Raw genomic sequence first — 19,602 nt, forward strand, 5'->3', positions numbered from 1 at the left:
GATACGTCTACCGAATGTAATATGCGAAACAAAAAATCGACTCAAGCAATATCCGATTATTTTTCCCGCATAATCAAATAGGTAACCGGTCTTCTATGACCAACGCTCTTTGTAGAGACTATCTTCCCAACAAATCGTTCAACAACACTGTTTCCGCATTGACGTCGCGATTGGACTTATTGTAACGTCTCATGTGTACACCCCAGGGTAAATTACCCCAAAAAAACTCTTCCCATCCCAACTTCGTTGTATTAGGAAGACCAAAACTCTTGAAACGCATTTCAGTAAAATAACCAGGCATTTTCGGAATGTAGCTCCAACGATCAGGCACCAAACTTTCGATTTTTCGCCCCCAAGCCTTAGTAAGGAATTCGGGTTTAGAGAAATCCCGCTCCAAGGATACCGATGGAGGCATTATCTCCAGCCTTTCTCGTTGAGACGCGTAAAGTTTCTCAACCAAATATCCGGTGTCGTTAGCAGCCCCAATAATCCTTCTGTTGAGAGTCATCCCGACCATGCGAACCGCTACCGCTCGCATCCTTGATTTAATTTTGGTTGCATGTTGAACCGCTCGAATCGTTAGCTTTAGACCTCGCGGAATTGGTTGCCGAGCCTCGGCGTAGCAATGACAAAGTTCCTGCAACGCAGTCCGAACGATCTCCCATAAAACCGGCATCCAATTTCGCGGAACAAAAACCACTTCTCCATTGCCAGCCGTTATTGACTTTTTTTCAAACTCTTTAGCGACACCGTTACGCCGATCAGCTTTTTGACCCCGCACAATCAAATCTGGAGTGAAATCCAGCTCGTTGGGTTTAATAACACTCAGGTCGACAAACATACAATGCACACAGGGAAAATAACGATGCTTGGAATACCATTTCGGATGCCACGGAACCCCCATAAACCAAAGGCCGGCTTCTGCCATATGTTGAAGTGCATCCGTAATCCAATTGTCTCGCACCACGTAAAAGTCAGGATCTAAAATCATTAGATATCTGGTATCGATCTCTTGTTCACGTAAGAACCGATTCAAGGCTGTCGCGTGCTGATAACTACCGCGACAAGCGTCTGGCTTACGATAATCCGAAGGTTCTCCAGTGTGAACAGTAACGTTCGGGAGCTTTAATTCCAGTTCGGGAAAACCATGAAATCTACCATTGTCTAAAACGTGGATATGGTAGGACGCTTCCGGATTTTTACGATGAATGTACTCGATGTTACGCAGCACCAACGCTTCGTCACCCGGACCAGCAACCGTGACGATAGTTAATTTGGCGATCTGACTCATGCGTTACCTCCCTCGAAACGAGATTTGCGACGCCCGAACAAATGCCGATAGTCTAGATGAGAGCCGGCCGCCTTCTTAACCGGCTTTAACATGCGTTGCAAAAGTTGCCGCGCCATTTTCTTGGGGTCCGAGGCCCATGGTATTTGGCTAGGCACATTGAGGACCGTATAAGGCATGGACAACACCTCAAAAGGTTTTAGTTGGTATCCCTGCGTGAGAAGCACTGCCACATCCGACAATTGGTTGTTGTGCGCGGAACGAGCCCGATTATGGCTATACAGGAATTCGCAACCATTTTCCCAAAACCAGCGGGCGTAGCCAGTCACTTGTTCGGAAGTCATTTCCTGAAATGAAATCATATTAATACCCAGGTCGATGCGTTCTGGCTTGAAATCGTCTATAGAAAAATGCGGCATGAATACGAAATCGTAGTGCTCCAACGGCAACGGAGGAACCTTATGCCCACCCTCGCCGTAGACAAAACATTTTGCTTCAGGAAACAGGGTTTTCAAATAAACCCCGGAGAACAACATTGTCTGAGGCAAATCGACGATGACATAAGTTGTATTGGGCAAAAGCCTCTTAAATTGGTAACCAAAACCACCCCACCCTCCGCCGATTTCAACTACCACTGGTCGGGTTCCGGCATTTTTCAATGGTACGAGCGCGCCCGCGCGATCCAATGCAATCAAGGATTCGTAAAATTTTAAAGTATCGATGTTTACTAACACGCCGTCGATTTCATGCCCAAACCCACCTAGAAGCGGAGCTTCGGCCACGAACAAATCACTCGCGTCGACAGCTCTGAGAGCTGCAAGCTTTTGCCGATAGGGTTCGGCCTTGTGAGCATGATGGTGTCGGTATTCGTAAGATTTCAATCCGGTTATATGGTAGCTGTGCTCGCGTAATTTACGAATAATTAACGGAGAGGCATCCAACAAATAATCAAAGCCGGCAAGCTCTTCTTCCCAATAATGGCTCGGCAAAGCGGCTTCGCCAGAAGACTCGGCTAACATTTGCAATACGCATTCCCGGACCAACAAATAGTTCTGATATCCGAACTCCTGCTTGGCGGACTCGACAACCTGACCAAAATTGCGATCATAGCTACTCAAATTCACTTTTTACCCTCTCCAATGCTGAAAGAAATTGATCTTGCGATTGCCGAGACCATTTTTTATTTTTTGCCAATATTTCCAATGCCACCGCTCCCAAGTCGCCAGCAGCGTGTGCTAAACCATAGGGGCGAGCAAAAGCACGTACAAACTCTTCGCGAGCCGCGCATTTCTTATCGTCTCCGTCCAGTAGCGCGGCCATGGCCGCCACACATTGAGAACCGTCCCCAACAACTTCCAGCGCTCCAGACCTGAATAAGTGGCCAAAGTGAATTGCTTGATCCTGGGTCTTTTTGTATCGCTCGGTCACGATAGCGACACACGGTTTGCCCAAAATAATGTTATCGATCATTCCGGATGTGTTGATCCCAATCGCGGCAACCGCAAGCCGTACCGAGTCGACGAAATCGGCTTGAGATTCGTCCGACTCAGGTAATGCGCCAACTTTCGGCCACAACGCCAAACCTTGCCGGCCATCCAGTCTCAAGTAATTTTTTGAATTGGCCGGATGGGGTCTCACGAGAAGCTGGACTTGATTTATCGCTGCGTTGGGATGGCTTTGCAACGCACTTAAGATATCTTCCACCAGCCAGGACTCGTCGTTAGCTATATTCGATGACGACCCCAAATAAAGAAAGAACGGTAGGTGAGGGTCGAGTCCGACTTTATGACAGAACGCTTGCCGATCCGATATGTGACTTTTCGCGGCAAACCATTTATCGAAAAACATCGAACCAATTTTTAATACGTTTGACGCAGGGATGCCGTGAACTTCGACAGCTTCCCGCGCATGCGCGTCATTCCAACAAAACAACAGGTCCGGCTTAACGTGAAATAGCCCCTTGGTGGTCAGATTGTCCCAGCTCAATGTCACGATCGCCGTAGGTACGCCGAGTACCTTTCCCGCCTTTACGTATTCGATTTCCTCGTCGAAGCGCATATTTCCGGGAGACACCACAATTAAATCCGGGGCGGAACGGCGAATGTCCGCGACTACCTCGGGCGCCGCCGGCGCCGCTGCCTCAAGCAAGCGAAATAAACCATCAATAAGAGGGAGTTTCAGCAAGGCTTGTACAACCGACCTGGTTATCCAGCCCCTTAACGCCGATGGTAAATAATTTGCCCATCGATTTAAGTAAAAATCGGATTGATTAGGTCGGCGCAGATAGCTGGCGTAAGAACGCAACTCACGCATTCCGAAAATATAATCTCGTAATATGCCGCCCCGGCGCACTGCCCAACGCCAAGAAAAATTAGCGTGACCTGCTGCGACAAACTTTTGTAACGCGGCATCGGGCTGGTTTTGGCTCCATCTTTCATCGAACAATGCCTCGACTTGGTAGCCCTTGCGGCATATACCTAGCAACAACGAGTCATAGTAGGAAAAATGAAATACCGAACGCCCAACAAATAATACTTTCATAAATTCAGCTCAATTTCCTAAAGAGGCTCCACTCCGTAATTTTATCCTTTCCGGAGTTCAGTATTAACTCGCAACTCGAAGAGAACCGTCGTACCACCTCAAATTCCGGAAAAAATGCATTATCACAGCGCTCAGGTACTGGAGAAATCAAAACCATCCCTCCTTTTTTTACGACCGTCGGCAAACGCTCTCTATAAACAGCTGCTCTTGCAGAATCCAGATGAACTGACGAATATGCATCGATCACAAAATCGAAAGAAGCTCCAAAAACATCTAAATTAATCTCCGAATCATGTAAGACTCTCGCCTTTTTATGAGACAAACCATACAGCGGAAGCTCGTATCGCAACAAAGCGTCGATAGAGTTATAGTGAGCCTCCACACCGAAATAACGGCCATATTCTAGATAACCGACTAGCCATATAGCTAGTCGCCCGGCACCACACCCAAAATCTAATACATTGAATTGCGGTTTGATACCACATTCCAAGGCTGTATCGAACAAACATTTGCCTAACGCCCAAGGTCGACCATAAAATTGGTGATGGGTCTCCAACAGATGATCGACACTCGGTGGCTGCTGTGTTGCATCACTAAAATACATTTCCGGCTTGTTAGTTATTGGCCTAGTTTTCCAATCCACAATTTCTATATCCAAAATCATTTTCTCCTTATCGGGCCTAAACTAGCAATAAGCGCCATAGCATCTTCGTGCAACTCACCACAGTATTGACGAATATAGCAAATTAAATCGTCTGCCAAATACTTCGATCGATCAAGTGAGTTTTGTAAAACTGTGTAGTTTGAAGTATCAAACGAACTATTGCTGCTGATCGGCATCCCATTGAATGTTGGCCTAATACAGTCAATTGATGCGATAGGAGAAATATTCAGAAAATCGCATAAGTTGTTAATTATTTCAAATGAGTTGGCAACTAGCTGCTCAAATGATACTAAGAAAACCTTTTCTGGGCGAGACTGAAACTCAGCTAAAGCTCTTTCAGTTGAGTGGTGCCATAAATTACATGCTTCTTCAACATTTCCATAAACTTCAGGCATATATCTGGAAGCAGACGCAAACCAGGACACTGGATCACGCACCACGCTAACAAAATAGCCATCAGGGTAATCACTAAAAAAACCGGTTATATTGTCTGGATCGAAACTTACTCGCGCTACAAATGTTACCCAATACTTAACTGTTTTCGGATCGCGATATAACCCCGCGTAATCAAGCCAAGCGTTGAAATAAGACGTGGCGTAAGCATCTAAAATATCACGCTGCGACTGTACCGACTTCTCTTCGAGCAATTGCTTAAACAACTGTTTCTGCAAGGTTCCCAAAAACAGAAAGGGCAAGGTTGCATGGCTATATTTTCCAGGTTTCGAATAGCCATCCCTTGCGTGAAGCAATGCGGGATGTTCCCAAAGCTGATCGAACCAATCGTCAGCAGATAGTTCCAAGTTAAGCTTTGGCCAAAAACGCTTATTTGGCCGACCAATATGCAATTCAGAAGGATGAACATGCAGTTGCGGGTGTTGATCCAACAATTGCGTGAGCAAAGTTCCCCCACTACGCTGGACCTCAGATATCAATACCAACGGTTGATTCACCGGAACAACAAAGCGAGTTCTTTGCTCCGAAATAACGCTGTCGTTATTCCACGGATCGATTAAATTTGCGCGCCTGACCGTTTCGAACATTTTATTATCCAAGTTATTCAAGATGAATAATTTCAGTATGCCAATTTAATAGCGGTCGAAAATAACCATGCAATGGGCGACAAAAGTCTGTCTGCGCTGTATTTAGATCGTAAACTTCATTAACTTTGAACGAAACTACTTCACCAGTTATGGCATGCTTTTCCAAGGGAACATGCGTAAACACCGCGCCACCGACGACGAAAGTCTGCGCGCCGAGTACATTACCGGGAATTATCGCTTTACTTCTATAGATTCCAGCCTCGCGCCGCTGTTCTCTCCATTGTGTCGATGTGTCAATTGTGGCAAACAACAAATTCAGTTTTTCATCAAAACACTGAAAGCGAGGTCTCAAAGTCCTACCATCTTCATAAACGACATATTCCATTTCAAGGTGTATTGGTTCAACGATGTCGAATTCCTGTTTCTCAACACCCTTGGCATCGGTAACACGCACCATGCAAATTCTCACCACCTCGTCGCCCGGCGCGTTTTCAAGCTCCCAATCCACCCGGCCGAGATAGCTATGTCGCTCAGTTATAGACTCATCGTCGATGTCGGATTCCTGCGGACTCTCTCCGGCCAAGTCTTCGGCAATGTACCTATTCAATACTCGACTGACATCTCCATCGTCAATCAACCTCCCCTCACGCAGTAGCAACGCGCGGTCGCACAAAGCCTTCACCCGAGCCACGCTATGCGAAACGAACAGCAAAGTCGTACCCGCATCGCACATCGCTTCGATTTTCTCCATACATTTAGCGCGAAATGGAACGTCGCCTACCGCCAACACCTCATCGACAACCAACATCTCCGGTTGCAAATTCAATGCTATGGCCATGCCTAAGCGTGCGCGCATTCCTTTTGAATATCGCTTGACCGGTGTATCCATGAACTCTGGAATCTCGGTAAACGCCACAATATCGTCGTATATAGCCTTAATTTCGTCAGCGGATACACCGAGCAATCCGCCATAGACAAAAATATTCTCCCGACCAGTCAACTCCGGGTGAAACCCAGCGCCAACCCCCATTAACGGGATAATCCGACAATGAAAAGACACTTCACCTTCGGTGGGTGCCATAATTCCAACCAAAATCTTTAACAAGGTACTTTTGCCGGCACCGTTACGTCCTAGTATCGCAACCCGCTCACCACGACGCAGGTCAAAACTGACATTTCGCAAAGCCCACAAGAATTTAGTCGAACCACTTTGCTCGTAGCGAGCATGGTTGATTGCGCCCCGCCCCTGCCTCCGCTCCCGAAAATATTGTAAGGGATTGCCTACCATTCGTTTCATGGCGCGTAGAGCCGGCACTAACCCAACGAACTCGCCCATTTGGAAACGTTTGCTGACACCGTCAGCCTTGAGCAACACCGAATTAGATGACATCGGCAAAAGACCTTTCCAAATTATTGAAAAACCAAAGCCCACCGATCAACAACAGCACCGTGACAGCCGCCGACATCGATACGAAAACGGTGTTTGGAGCCGGTAACCCCAATAGTGCCCAACGAAACGCGCCGACAATCGTCGCCATGGGGTTGAGGTTGACAATAAACACAAATTTTTCCGGCACCGCGGCCATGCCGTAACCGACCGGCGTTAACAACAACAAAGTCTGAATCAAATACGTCGTCACGAATTTAACATCGCGCAACCAAACCGCAATTGCCGCTAACCATAACCCAACCGACAACCCGACCACGACAACCGCCACGACCAACAAAGGCAGCCAGCAAACTTCAATTGGCGGATAAACTTGGTAAAACAAAGCTAACCCTGCAAATACCAACAAACTTATCGAAAAATCAAACATCGCAACGCAAACTGCTATCAGCGGAAACAATAGCCGTGGGCAGTAAAGCTTCTCAACCAACACTTTGTTGGACGTAATACTGCTTGCGCAACCTTGAATGACATTTGCAAACAGGTCCCACGCAATTAAAGCCGCAAACACAAATATCGGGTAAGGAATACCACTGGCAGACAAATTGGCTACACCTCCAAACAAATAAGCTAATACCACCATCAGCACCAAGGGCCGTGCCACGGCCCAGAAGCCACCAAGCGCGGATTGCTTGTAACGCAAGCGAATATCACGCATAACCAGCATGAGCATCAGATTGCGCCGAGCCCACAACTCACTGGGGCTCACCGCTCGCCACCGGCTGTTACTCATCAACTAACCCAAAACTAAAAATCGGAACTAGCGCGGCAGCATCCAGCCCGACCTCAGCCAACACTTGCGGGTTACTGCCACTAGGCGGTACACCAGTTAAACCCACCATGGCCAGTTCGACATCCTCATTGACCACTCCGGCGAGAGCGGCCCGCAACATCGAGCCAACGCCCGCTGGTAGATATTGATTATCCAAACATACAATCCGTTTCGCACCGTTAACGATCCCTGTCAACCAAGTGGGATCGACCCGATTCAACCAAGGAAAGCTAATCACTTTGACCGCCAAGCCTTCCATGGCCAAGGTTTGCGCCGCCAATACCGCCTGACTAAGCAACACCGGCCCATAACCGAATACAACGACCTGCTCGCCCGGCGTCAACGCAACACCGCATCCAACCTCAAGTCTATAACTTGCAGGCAAGACATATGGCGTTTCCCACGGTAACGACACCAAACGGATATAACAACTACCCGGCGCCTCGTTGATGCACCAATCCAATAACGGCCCGACTTCGGCTTCGCAACTAGGTTCGACGATGGTCAGGTCGGGGATCGCCGCCAGCGCGGAAATGTCGCGCACCGCTTGGTGCGAATGGCCGGGACCGCCGGGTACCACGCCGGCCAGCGAACCGACGTAAATGATCTTGGTATGCTCTGTGGCGTTGTTATAAATCTGCTCGTTGGGACGGGCCGATAGGAAGCAAGCGAACGAATGCACGATGGGCAACAAGCCTTTCAGCGCCATGCCGCCGGCCATCGACACCATATCCTGCTCGGCGATGCCGCATTCGAAGAAACGCTCTGGATATTGGTCGCGAAACGGGATCAGGCCGGTGTCCAACACCAAGTCCGCGTCCAGCGCGACTAGATTGGGATGTTTGGCGGCTTGTTCCAGCAGCGCACGCGAATAAGCCGGAATCAAACGTTGAGCGGTGTCCGGCGGCGGCGCGGTAGGCTCTCGCTCGATGGCTTCGAACTCTAGCGGTTCCAGCCCTAATTCGGCGACGCGGAGCTTCAATCGATCCATCAACTCCTGCGCGGCGCGGCGGTAAGACGGGCCGTCCGGCGCTCCGCTGTGAAAACGGTACATCGCCACGTCGGAATCCAGCGAGGTGTGCTCCATGAAGGACACACCCTTGCCTTTTACCGTGTCAGCGATGATCACTTTCGGCCTGGCGTCGTCGCGAATCCCGGCCAGAGTCGCCGCCAGCGCCCCGACATCATTGCCGTCGCACCTCGCCACTCGCCAGCCAAAGGCGTTCAGCTTGGCTTCCAAATCGCCCAAGTCCGAGACATTTTTGACAAAGGTATCCGACTGCAATTTGTTGTGATCAATGATCGCGGTAATCTCGTGTAAGCCGTGATTGACCGCCGAGGCCAACGACTCCCAAAACTGGCCTTCCTGCAACTCGCCATCGCCGGTCAACACCATGACGCGACCTTCTTGCTTCAGTAAGCGGTTGGCTTGCACCATGCCCTTGGCCTTGGAAATGCCCATGCCCAGCGAGCCGGTGTTGGTGATCATGCCAGGCGTGCCGACGTCCGGATGGCCAGGCAAACCGTCAATGCGCCGCAATTTGTGGATTAATTCGAACGGCAGTTTACCTAAGGCCATCAGCACTGAGTAATAGCCCGGCGCATCGTGACCCTTGGAACTGAAAAACAAATCGCCCGCCGCTTTCACGTTGTCGGCGATATCCAATTCTTCCAATAGCAACCAGCTGAATATCTCCATGCTACTGAAACTGCTACCGATATGGCCGGAACCGGCGCGAGCGATCATGTACAGCGTATTCAACCGACACATGTCGGCGAGTAGCGCCACGCGCTCGGTTGCCGGCAATTCCGTACGGCGTATACGCTCGAACTGCGGGTAATCCAAATAATACAGGGTGCCGTCTACGGCTTGTCCGGCTAAATCGCCCATCTAAACTCCAAATTGTTATGCGTCGGCCGAGTACGGCGCTATGTCGATCATCGGTAGGATGGCTTGACCGTTCGCCAACAAACGTTCTGCCAGCCACCAATCTTCGGGTTCGTTGATGTCATAGCCTTCCAGGCCTTGACTGATAAACGGAATGACCGCCTCGCCGGCGATACTGTGTTGTTCCAGCGGCACGCGGGTCCAGGCCAATTCCAGACTGGCATCCTGCGCGTAGACCTCGGGCAATGCCGCGTATTGGCTGCTGTGCCAAGGCGTGTCGCCGTTGCTGAACGGCATCAGCGGCAACATCCGTTGTCCGCGCACCACCCACATTTTGCCTGGATGCTGCTTGCATTTTTCGATGGCGCGCAACGAGTCGGCACGAGGATCGGCGACAAAAGTCTCCCAAGCGCTGCGAATGGTAGTCGGCAAACGAAACGGACTGGTCGGACGCAGAATGCTGAACGCATCGAATGTTCGGCCTTGCTGATTTAGTTGCTCCAGCATCCAAACCACCCATTCGATATCAGGCGACTTATCGCCGGAAATTGCGGCATCCCGCAAGAAAGGCACTTCGGCGCCATAATGTCGGGCGACCGCGGCATACTGCTCGCTGTCAGTCGCGCAAATCACCGCGTCGAATACACCGCTGTCTATAGCGGCGCGTACCGAATATGCCAACATCGGATGACCTGCCAATTCCAGCACGTTTTTGTTCGGCACCCGCTTGGAACCGGATCGAGCCGGAATGAACGCTACGGCGCGCGGTTTGGAAGCGCTCATAACTGATCGCTCCGAACCAGAAAGGAAATATTCTTCAACTCTGAATACACATCCAAAGCCTCGACGCCCGGCTCGCGAGTGCCGTTGCCCGACGCGCCAAAGCCCCCGAACGGCATGTGCGGCTCGCTGCCGTAAGTCCCGATATTGATATTCACCACCCCGGCCCTGACCCGTTGGGCAAACCACATCGCCCGATCGACGCTCCCGGTGTGGATCGCGGCAGTCAAACCGTATTCACCGGCGTTCGCTAAGGCCAAGGCTTCCTGCAAGGTATCGACCGAATATAGAGTCGCGACCGGCGCGAAAATTTCTTGGCAACTTAAGCCACTATTTGGGTCGACACCCTCGATCAGGGTCGGCTTGACGTAATAGCCCCCTGCCAATGCTTCAGAATCCGGCGCCCCGCCGCCGCATAAAATCTTGGCACCAGCGTTGCCGGCCCCTGTTATCGCCGCGAGGGCCGCCGCGTGCTGGCGGGGATTGATCAGCGGGCCCAAATCGCAACCGGCTTCGACGCCCAACTTCAGGGATTCGGCCTTGGCGACCAGTTTTTCGACGAAGGCCGGGTAAATCGAACGAAACACGATGATGCGGCTGCCGGCGGCGCAACGTTGGCCGGCGTTGCTGAACGCGGACAATGCCGCCCAATGCACGGCTTGATCCAGGTCGGCATCGTCGCAAACCACAAACGGATTTTTGCCGCCCAATTCCAGCGAAACCCGCGCCAGCCGCTGACCGGCGGTCGCGGCTATCCAACGACCCACCGCAGTAGAACCGGTAAAACTGATTACGTCCACACCAGTATGCTCTACCAAGGCCGCGCCGGCCGGCTGGCCCAGGCCTTGAATCACGTTGAATACGCCGTCCGGCAATCCGGCTTCTTTAGTCAATTCGGCAAACAGTAAAGCAATACGCGGCGAATCTTCGGCGGCTTTTAACACCACACTGTTGCCGCAAATCAGTGCCGGAAAGGTTTTCCAGGCGATGTTGGCGATCGGCGTATTCGCCGGCACGATCAAACCCGCGCATCCGCGCGGCTGACGCACGGTGTGACTGTATTTGCCCGGCATGCCGGAAGTCAACGAGCGGGCATACAAACGCATGCCCTCGCCGGCAAAGAATTCGCCTTGCATGATAGCGCCGCCTACCTCGCCCTTGGCGTCTTGCGGCGGCTTGCCGGTCTCGACCGCGATGCAGTCGGCCAGTTCGTTGGCGCGTTGCTTCATCAACGCCACGATGTCGGTCAGGACTTGGCCGCGCCGCACCGGTGTCAGGCCCGACCATTCGGCAAGAGCGGACTTCGCGGCGACCACCGCATGGTCGACGTCGGCAGCGCTGGAACTCGATACTCGATACAACAAACGACCGTTATGCGGATTAAACTTATCCAGCCAAGCCTGGGATTGCGCGACAACGGGGCGTCCCGCTATCCAATTTAAGATGTCCGTGACTGATTCGCTCATGCTTTAAATTGCGGTCCAGCCGCCGTCCACCACTAAGTTAGATCCGGTCATATATTGCGATGCGGGACTGGCAAGAAACAGCACCGCACCGTTGTACTCCTGCTTGTCAGCCATGCGTCCGACCGGAATCCGCCCGCAATAAGCGTCCAAAAATGCCTGCTCCTGCTGGTTGAAGACGCCGGCTATCGTCAACGAATTGACCCTGACGCCCGCTTTGCCCCAATAAGCCGCCAAATAGCGGGTCAGGTTTAAAATGCCGGACTTTGACGCCGAATAGGCTACCGGTTTGAAAAACACCTCGCCGCGTTGGCGACGGTATTCGTACAGACTTTGATCCGGCGACACCACGCCGTAAATTGAGCTGACATTGATGATGGAGCCACGACCGGCCTTCGCCATCAAAGCTCCAAACACTTGACAGCACAGATAGACGCCTTTCAAATTGACGTCGATCACCTTGTCCCAGGAAGCTTCCGGGTAGTCTTCGAACGGGCCGTTTTCTTCCGGTGGCGCCGACGGTGGCGAATCGATCGCGGCATTATTGATTAATACGCTAGCAACCCCAAAGCGCTCGGCAATCTCGCTGGCCGCTTGTTCCAGAGTGGCCTTGGCAGTGACGTCCACCGGGTAAAATCCAAAATGTTCTGGGAATTCGGCCAGCAAAGCCTCGCTGGCCGGCGAAGTCCTGGCATCCAAACCAACCACACGGGCACCCCGTTCCAAGAAGGCCCGCGCGTATTCCGAGCCGAGTTGGCCGGATACGCCGGTAATCAATACCAGTTCCCGACTGACGTCGAACAAATTATCGGCTGACATGAATCATATCCTCCTCAGCCTTGGACTCGGCCTGTTTGGCTTGGACAATGGCATCGCAGATTTCCCTAACCGCGCCGAAACCACCGGGTTTAGCGGTACTGGCAATGACGTAAGGCAAGACGTCAGGGTAGGCATCGGCCACCGCTACCGGTAAACCGACCACTTTGAATGCGGGGATGTCGTTGATATCGTTACCGACAAACAGGGTCTGCGCCGGATCGACACCCAGGTTTCGGCACGTGGAAAGAATTGCCGCCGCCTTGTCTTCGATCGCTTGCAGACAATCGATTTTCAGCTTCTTCGCTCTCGCGGACACCACCGGATTGGCCTCGGTGGAAATAATGAAGGTTTTGACGCCACTGTCGCGCAAGCGGGAAAGGCCCAGCCCATCGCTACGCCAGCAACGGACCGATTCCTTACCCTCTTGATCGACGAAAACCGTGTTGTCGGTAAACACACCGTCGAAATCGAATACGACGAGTTCGACAGCGCTCAACAGTTGTCGACTAATATTCAATCGTCACCCTCTTTAAGCCGCGTCGATATCGGAATACTGTAAGGCCTCTCCCTTTGCGATATCCCGCTTGGCCACGCAACCGATGACCCGATTGGCTTCCCGCACCGGAATGTATTGAGTCCGAAAAATCCGCCCGGACAGGGCTTCCAGATCGATGGCCTCGCCGGCCTTGATATCCCGGTAGGCGACCAAGGACTTGCCTAGCTTTTTAAACACCCGTTCCTGACCCAGCGACTCCTCAGCCTTGCGCGGCATCATCGCCGGTACCCGGTGGATATCCCGTACGAACTTACGAAAACCCTCGTGCTCCAGCGCGAAACTATGGTCGGTACCTCGCCAGGCACGATTCAGCGTGACGTGTTTTTCGAACACTCTGCTGCCCTTCATGTATGCAATGGGACCGGACAAGGTGCCGTTAAAGTGATCGGACAAGCCAATCGCGCATTGTGGAAATTCCTTAATCAACAGTTCGATGTTTTCCAATCCCAAGCGATCGTATTCGCAAGGATATTCGGAAACGCAATGCAACACCGCGACTTGACTGTTGTGTTCCAACAGCAAATTGACGCTGGCGCGAATTTGATCGATTTTGCCTCCGCCGATACTGATCACGACCGGTTTGCCTTTTTGAGCAATACGTTTGATGAACGGCAAATTGCCCAAGTCAAACGACGCGACTTTCATCAAATCGACGCCAATGTCTTCCAACAATTCGAGGCTCGGCTCGTCAAACGGGGTCGACATGAACTTAACGCCATGTTCCGCGCAATCCTGTTTCAGGATCGACAGCCACTCCGGTTTTAATTCCAGCTTTTCGCGATGTTCGCCGTAAGTGTCGGCAAATGCGTTTTCGCTATCGTAGGATGCTTCGTAAGCGTCTTGAGAAAATAAATATCGATTGTTACGAGTTTGAAACTTGATGGCGTCGGCACCGGCTGACGCAAAAACCCTGATGTATTCCCTGGCAACTTCCAAGTCGCCTTGATGATTTTGACCGACTTCAGCAATGATAAACGCCTTATCGCCCAGTTTCTCTTTTCCAAACATTAGCCCTCCAGATCAGTCGGCGGATGATACCATCCGACTGTACTTTTGGGCAATCCGAAAACTGCATTTGGCGATCGATCGGTGTGGCGCGTTATTACTTGAAGAACCTAACGAATGCCGGATGTTTCACACCGAACGTTCGCGATTAACGATCATAAAGACGCCACATCGCCCCGGCAAATCGAAGTTGTTAGCATGATTCACGCGATTGACAGTGTTCCGATACCTGATTGGGACTGCATCCGTTGACTGTCGCAGTGATAAAGATTGAACTCACGAAAAAATCTCAGCCAGACCCAAAGCGCCTGCCTGCTGATCCTTGCCCGACAAAATCGGCAACTGACCGCCTAGAGGCCACTCAATGCCGATCTCGGGATCGTTCCAAATAATGGCCCGCTCCGCCGCCGGCGCATAGTAATCCGTCGTTTTATATAAAAACTCCGCCGACTCGGACAGCGTCAAAAACCCGTGAGCAAAACCGGCCGGTATCCACATTTGCCGTTTATTTTCCTCCGACAGTATCTCGCCAACCCATTGCCCGAAAGTCGGAGAGCTTTTACGAATATCGACCGCGACGTCAAAAACCTCACCCTGGATCACTCGAACTAATTTGCCTTGCGCATTTGGCGGCAATTGATAATGTAAGCCTCGGAGTACGCCTTTTTGTGACTTGGAATGGTTGTCTTGAACGAAAGATGTGGATAGACCGGTCGCGGCCTCAAAAATTTTCTGGTTAAAGCTTTCGAAGAAAAAACCTCTGTCGTCGCCAAAGACTTTAGGCTCGAACAGGATGACGTCAGGTATTGTTAATCGGGTCGCTTGCATGGCTGAACTTATTGAATATTAAGATTAAAATTATTGCGTAGTTATTGCGATAAAATCGGAAGCAAAGTCGTTATCTTTTAGCGAAACCCTTATTAATTCATCACAAAACAGTGAACGCGCCGAAACTCCAAAAAGCTCGGATACTAAATCACTCAAATTATTGAAATGCTCGGCAATTATGGCGTAATTGATTTCGTAATCATGTGCCGCAAAGCTTCTGGCGGCACGACACAACTGCCAATTTTCCACCGAAATGATCACGCCAACTTTCTGAAAGAAACTCAACAACTTCAAAAATCGATCGCTGGGTTCACCGGAAAGCAAACACGCGTGGCGCATCGCTGCTGCAAGCAAATCTTGTAATTTGGCGAAGCGCTCGTTAATGGCAGCCAGCGTTTCGAACAAGACGATATTCCTTCTGTATACTTCCAACTGCATCGCCGTTAAAGGCCAAGCGATTTTATAGCTAGACGCGAGCAAAAAATACACGAACGCTATATCGCTTCCAGCAACTCAGCTAAATACTGCTTTTCCGCGTCGAGGCTAGTTGGATTCACGCGTTAATTTTACTGCATTATTGCAGGCGATAATTTGAAAAGGCGTAGCGTCTTGATTCGTAGCCTTACAAACCAAGTTAACCGGCATACTTAGCAGCGATTCCGGTTGCATTTGTAGCTCTTAGCACGCTGAAGCAGAGGCAATGTGGACGAGGTCTCGATTAATAAATCAATATCGCTGTCTTTAACGGAGTTATTTAGCCGAAAACCCAACAAAAAAACCTCAATTTCCGCTCCACCGATTTGATTCACGGTATTTAATATCAGACTAATCTGATTTTCGGCCAATCGCATACTGTAAAATTCGCTGGATTGAGTTCACTGGCATTTCGAAGAGGGAAATATTTAAACATTTTAACGTGCGTACTTTCCCGTCCGCGGCGATAACAAATGCCTCCCGAACACATTTATAAACCAAAACATAGTGGGTTAAATGACTCAAAATTTGGCGAAATAATGTTCGTCATGATTATGACTTAACAGGCTGCTGAAATTTAAAAATCTGCTCCAATTTTGTCCCCAAAAACGTATTTCCCGCAAAATAAAATTTTGTAAGCCCTTGACTGTTCATTGCAGCCAAATGCCTTTTAGTGACAAATTGGAGAATTTTGTAAAATTTTTCCACCGAGATTCTTTTTTCAACAACCTGTTAAGCGGTTACGGTCTTCAATTACCTGGATTAACTTTACAAAATCACTCTCTTGAACACAATCCTCCAAGCAATAAGCCTTTACCACTTTTTTGGCGAACTTCCGTCGATTCGATTTTACGCCTTCAAACACACCTTGATCGCTTTCCAACATGCCCTCTGTGTATATCCATATTTTTGAGCAATCCCATTTCGCAAATCATCAATAATTCATTCGTCCAGTTGTTTGGCGAGCTCTTCCAAATCGACTTACGCAGCCATGATGGTCTACTCTTCGGCACTAGAATTTTTCATACTCGCCGCTTAGCCTCGACAAACCCGCTCAAATCCTCAAAACACCTGCTTATCAAGCAGTCCAAGCAGGTATTTTCCATAGCCGTTCTTAGCAAGTGGTTTCGCCAATTCTTCGATTTTTTCATCGCCAATCCAGCCACTACGCCAAGCAATTTCTTCCGGGCATGCGACTTTCAGACCTTGCCGGGTTTCTATGGTCTCGATGAAATTGCTGGCTTCAATAAGGCTGGCATGGGTACCGGTATCCAGCCAAGCGTAACCCCGTCCCATGATTTCGACGCTCAACTGCTGCTCGGCCAAATAGATTTTATTAACGTCGGTGATTTCCAATTCGCCGCGCGGCGACGGCTTTAATTCGGCGGCGATATCGACAACCCGATTGTCGTAGAAATACAAGCCGGTAACGGCGTAATTGCTTTGCGGCTTGATCGGTTTTTCTTCCAACGATGTGGCCTTGCCGGCGGCATCGAAGGCAACGACGCCGTAGCGTTCCGGATCGTTGACGTGGTAGGCGAACACCGTGGCTCCGTTAGCCTGTTCCGTGGCGCCTCTTAGCTGAACGTGCAAATCGTGACCGTAAAAAATATTGTCGCCCAACACCAATGCACTCGGACTGGTCCCGATGAATTCTCGACCGATAATGAAGGCTTGCGCCAAACCATCCGGACTGGGTTGCACCGCGTATTGCAGGTTGATACCCCAATCGCTGCCGTCGCCCAGCAATTGCCGAAACAGGGGCGTGTCCTGGGGCGTGGAAATCACCAGAATATCGCGTATGCCGGCCAGCATCAACGTACTGAGCGGGTAGTAAATCATCGGCTTATCGAAAATCGGCAACAACTGTTTCGAGACGGCCTTGGTGACCGGATACAGCCGCGTACCTGAGCCGCCGGCGAGAATAATGCCTTTGCGATTTGCCATGACTAATTTCCTAAAATTTCCGCCAACATCCGCTCCACACCCATTTGCCAGTCGGGCATTTGGAGATTGAACGTGGTTTGCAGTTTTTGGGTGTTCAAACGCGAGTTGAGCGGACGTTGGGCCGCCGTTGGATATTCGCTAGTCGCAATTGCCTTGACGTCGGCTTCGGCGGCTTTCAGGATTTCGCCGTGTTGGCGGGCAACGCTAAACACGTGTTGGGCATAGGCATGCCAACTGGTAGCACCAGCGCTGGCCAAATGATAAACCCCGGAGACATCGGGTTTGCAGACGGTAGCTCTTAGCGCATGGGCAGTCACGTCGGCGATCAATTCCGCGCCGGTCGGCGCGCCGATCTGGTCAGCAATCACCGCCAGTTGCTCGCGCTCCCGCGCTAGCCTCAACATGGTTTTTGCAAAATTGTTACCGCGCGCGGCGTACACCCAACTGGTCCGAAAAATCAGATGCTTGGCGCCGGACGCTTGAATCGCCTGTTCGCCGGCGAGTTTAGTCCGGCCGTAGACACTAAACGGATTAACGCCATCGTCCTCTTGCCAAGGACGGTCACCACTGCCGTCGAACACGTAATCGGTCGAGTAGTGCACCAGCCAGGCGCCGCATAAACGAGCCTGTTCGGCGATGACTTGCGGGGCTGAGGCGTTAATCGACTGGGCCGTTTCGGCGTCGCTCTCGGCTTTATCGACGGCGGTATAGGCAGCGGCGTTGACGATCGCGTCCGGAGCGAGCCGGCGAATCGTGTCGGCGATGCCCGCCGCATCGGCCAAATCGCCGCAGTAGTCGCGGCTGTGTCTGTCCAAGGCCACCAGCTCGCCAAGCGGTGCCAGGCTACGCTGTAGTTCCCAGCCGACTTGGCCGTTTTTACCGAACAGCAGAATCTTCATAGTATTAGGCTTGGCGCTCCGCGTAGTTTTTGTCAAGCCAGGATTGGTATTCGCCGGACATCACGTTTTGTACCCAATCCTGATTCGCCAAATACCATTCCACCGTCTTGCGGATGCCGGTTTCGAAAGATTCAGCCGGCTTCCAGCCTAGTTCGCGTTCCAGCTTGCCGGCGTCGATCGCGTAGCGGCGGTCGTGACCGGGGCGATCGGTGACGTAGGTAATTTGCTCGGCATAGGACTTGCCATCGGCGCGCGCTTGCAGTTCGTCGAGTATCGCGCACAGCACGTTGACCACGTCGAGATTGGCCTTTTCGTTCCAACCACCCACGTTATACACCTCGCCAACCTTGCCGGCTGCCAGCACTCGGCGAATCGCGCTGCAATGATCCTTGACGTACAACCAATCGCGAATTTGCTGGCCGTCGCCATAAATCGGCAAAGGCTTGCCGGCCAACGCATTCTGGATGCACAGCGGAATCAGCTTTTCCGGAAAATGGTAGGGGCCGTAATTGTTGGAACAATTGGTGGTCAACACCGGTAGGCCATAGGTATGGTGATAAGCGCGCACTAAATGGTCGCTGGCGGCCTTGCTGGCCGAATAGGGACTGTTAGGTTGATACTGGTTGGTCTCGGCAAACGGCGGATCGATTTTTTCCAACGATCCGTATACTTCGTCGGTGGACACGTGTAGCAAGCGAAACCCGCTTTTGCCGGCTTCATCCAGCCCGCCCCAGTAAGCCCTGATTGCTTCGAGCAGGCGGAAACTGCCGAGCACGTTGGTTTGAATGAAATCTTCCGGACCGTGTATCGAACGATCGACGTGCGATTCGGCGGCGAAATTGACGACGGCCCGGATTTGATACTGCTTCAACAAATCCAACACCAAGCCATAATCGCCGATGTCGCCCCTGACGAAGACGTGCCGGCCGTCGCCTTGCAACGTCGCCAAATTTTCCGGGTTACCGGCATAGGTCAGCTTGTCCAGATTCACGACGGCTTCGTCGTGTTGCGCCAACCAATCCAAAACGAAATTGCTACCGATAAATCCGGCGCCGCCGGTCACTAATAAAGTCATGAGTTGCAAATCAGCAAGTTATTAAAGACGTCAACCTATCCGAACCCGCCGGCTCCCCAAGCTACAACAAACTGACCAACCAAACCGGAAAGTTCGCTTTGCATTGCCTGCCGCCA

The 19,602-nt window shown here is 51.2% G+C and carries 18 protein-coding genes; all 18 read right to left on the minus strand.

Annotated elements, in window-relative coordinates:
* Positions 1-118: 118 nt before the first annotated feature.
* A complete protein-coding gene (locus A1355_RS18775; RefSeq protein ID WP_064030807.1) occupies positions 119-1,291 on the minus strand; it encodes a hypothetical protein in 1,173 nt (390 codons plus the stop codon).
* The gene (locus A1355_RS18780; RefSeq protein ID WP_064030808.1) at positions 1,288-2,412 is read right to left on the minus strand and encodes a putative sugar O-methyltransferase; all 1,125 of its coding nucleotides are present in this window, start codon (positions 2,410-2,412) and stop codon (positions 1,288-1,290) included. The genes A1355_RS18775 and A1355_RS18780 overlap by 4 nt, the downstream gene beginning before the upstream one ends.
* Positions 2,399-3,829, minus strand: a complete 1,431-nt coding sequence (locus A1355_RS18785) for a hypothetical protein (RefSeq protein WP_064030809.1) — start codon at positions 3,827-3,829, stop codon at positions 2,399-2,401. Before A1355_RS18785 ends, A1355_RS18780 begins: the two co-directional genes overlap by 14 nt.
* Before the next feature lie 4 nt (positions 3,830-3,833).
* Positions 3,834-4,487, minus strand: coding sequence for a class I SAM-dependent methyltransferase (locus A1355_RS18790; RefSeq protein WP_197471850.1), 654 nt, complete (start codon positions 4,485-4,487; stop codon positions 3,834-3,836).
* Positions 4,488-4,489: 2 nt separating this feature from the next.
* On the minus strand, positions 4,490-5,533 hold the full coding sequence (locus A1355_RS18795) for a sulfotransferase (RefSeq protein ID WP_157197951.1): 1,044 nt from the start codon (positions 5,531-5,533) through the stop codon (positions 4,490-4,492).
* A 13-nt stretch (positions 5,534-5,546) separates the two neighbouring features.
* The gene (locus A1355_RS18800; protein ID WP_082885642.1) at positions 5,547-6,923 is read right to left on the minus strand and encodes a polysaccharide ABC transporter ATP-binding protein; all 1,377 of its coding nucleotides are present in this window, start codon (positions 6,921-6,923) and stop codon (positions 5,547-5,549) included.
* Positions 6,913-7,653, minus strand: a complete 741-nt coding sequence (locus A1355_RS18805; protein ID WP_197471851.1) for an ABC transporter permease — start codon at positions 7,651-7,653, stop codon at positions 6,913-6,915. Before A1355_RS18805 ends, A1355_RS18800 begins: the two co-directional genes overlap by 11 nt.
* Positions 7,654-7,705: 52 nt before the next feature.
* Positions 7,706-9,643: a transketolase C-terminal domain-containing protein gene (locus A1355_RS18810; RefSeq protein ID WP_064030813.1), complete on the minus strand. Its 1,938-nt coding sequence runs from the start codon at positions 9,641-9,643 to the stop codon at positions 7,706-7,708.
* A 15-nt stretch (positions 9,644-9,658) separates the two neighbouring features.
* A complete protein-coding gene (locus tag A1355_RS18815) occupies positions 9,659-10,423 on the minus strand; it encodes an acylneuraminate cytidylyltransferase family protein (RefSeq protein WP_064030814.1) in 765 nt (254 codons plus the stop codon).
* The gene (locus tag A1355_RS18820; RefSeq protein WP_064030815.1) at positions 10,420-11,886 is read right to left on the minus strand and encodes an aldehyde dehydrogenase family protein; all 1,467 of its coding nucleotides are present in this window, start codon (positions 11,884-11,886) and stop codon (positions 10,420-10,422) included. Before A1355_RS18820 ends, A1355_RS18815 begins: the two co-directional genes overlap by 4 nt.
* 3 nt (positions 11,887-11,889) lie before the next feature.
* A complete protein-coding gene (locus tag A1355_RS18825; RefSeq protein WP_064030816.1) occupies positions 11,890-12,702 on the minus strand; it encodes an SDR family oxidoreductase in 813 nt (270 codons plus the stop codon).
* Positions 12,689-13,219, minus strand: a complete 531-nt coding sequence (locus A1355_RS18830; RefSeq protein ID WP_064030817.1) for a KdsC family phosphatase — start codon at positions 13,217-13,219, stop codon at positions 12,689-12,691. Before A1355_RS18830 ends, A1355_RS18825 begins: the two co-directional genes overlap by 14 nt.
* Before the next feature lie 12 nt (positions 13,220-13,231).
* Entirely contained in the window at positions 13,232-14,266 is a 1,035-nt protein-coding gene (locus A1355_RS18835) for an N-acetylneuraminate synthase family protein (RefSeq protein ID WP_064030818.1), read from the minus strand.
* A 273-nt stretch (positions 14,267-14,539) separates the two neighbouring features.
* Positions 14,540-15,091, minus strand: coding sequence for a dTDP-4-dehydrorhamnose 3,5-epimerase (gene rfbC / locus A1355_RS18840; protein WP_064030819.1), 552 nt, complete (start codon positions 15,089-15,091; stop codon positions 14,540-14,542).
* Between the two features lie 30 nt (positions 15,092-15,121).
* Positions 15,122-15,496 carry a hypothetical protein gene (locus A1355_RS18845; RefSeq protein WP_157197952.1) on the minus strand — a complete coding sequence of 125 codons (375 nt, stop codon included), beginning with the start codon at positions 15,494-15,496 and terminating at the stop codon, positions 15,122-15,124.
* A gap of 1,131 nt (positions 15,497-16,627) precedes the next feature.
* Positions 16,628-17,512 (minus strand): glucose-1-phosphate thymidylyltransferase RfbA, encoded by an 885-nt coding sequence (gene rfbA, locus A1355_RS18855; protein WP_064030821.1) that lies wholly within the window; start codon positions 17,510-17,512, stop codon positions 16,628-16,630.
* 2 nt (positions 17,513-17,514) lie between these two features.
* Positions 17,515-18,411 (minus strand): dTDP-4-dehydrorhamnose reductase, encoded by an 897-nt coding sequence (gene rfbD, locus A1355_RS18860; protein WP_064030822.1) that lies wholly within the window; start codon positions 18,409-18,411, stop codon positions 17,515-17,517.
* A 4-nt stretch (positions 18,412-18,415) separates the two neighbouring features.
* The gene (gene rfbB / locus A1355_RS18865) at positions 18,416-19,486 is read right to left on the minus strand and encodes a dTDP-glucose 4,6-dehydratase (protein WP_064030823.1); all 1,071 of its coding nucleotides are present in this window, start codon (positions 19,484-19,486) and stop codon (positions 18,416-18,418) included.
* Between the last annotated feature and the right edge of the window lie 116 nt (positions 19,487-19,602).

The organism is Methylomonas koyamae, from assembly GCF_001644025.1.
Lineage (GTDB): Bacteria > Pseudomonadota > Gammaproteobacteria > Methylococcales > Methylomonadaceae > Methylomonas > Methylomonas koyamae_A.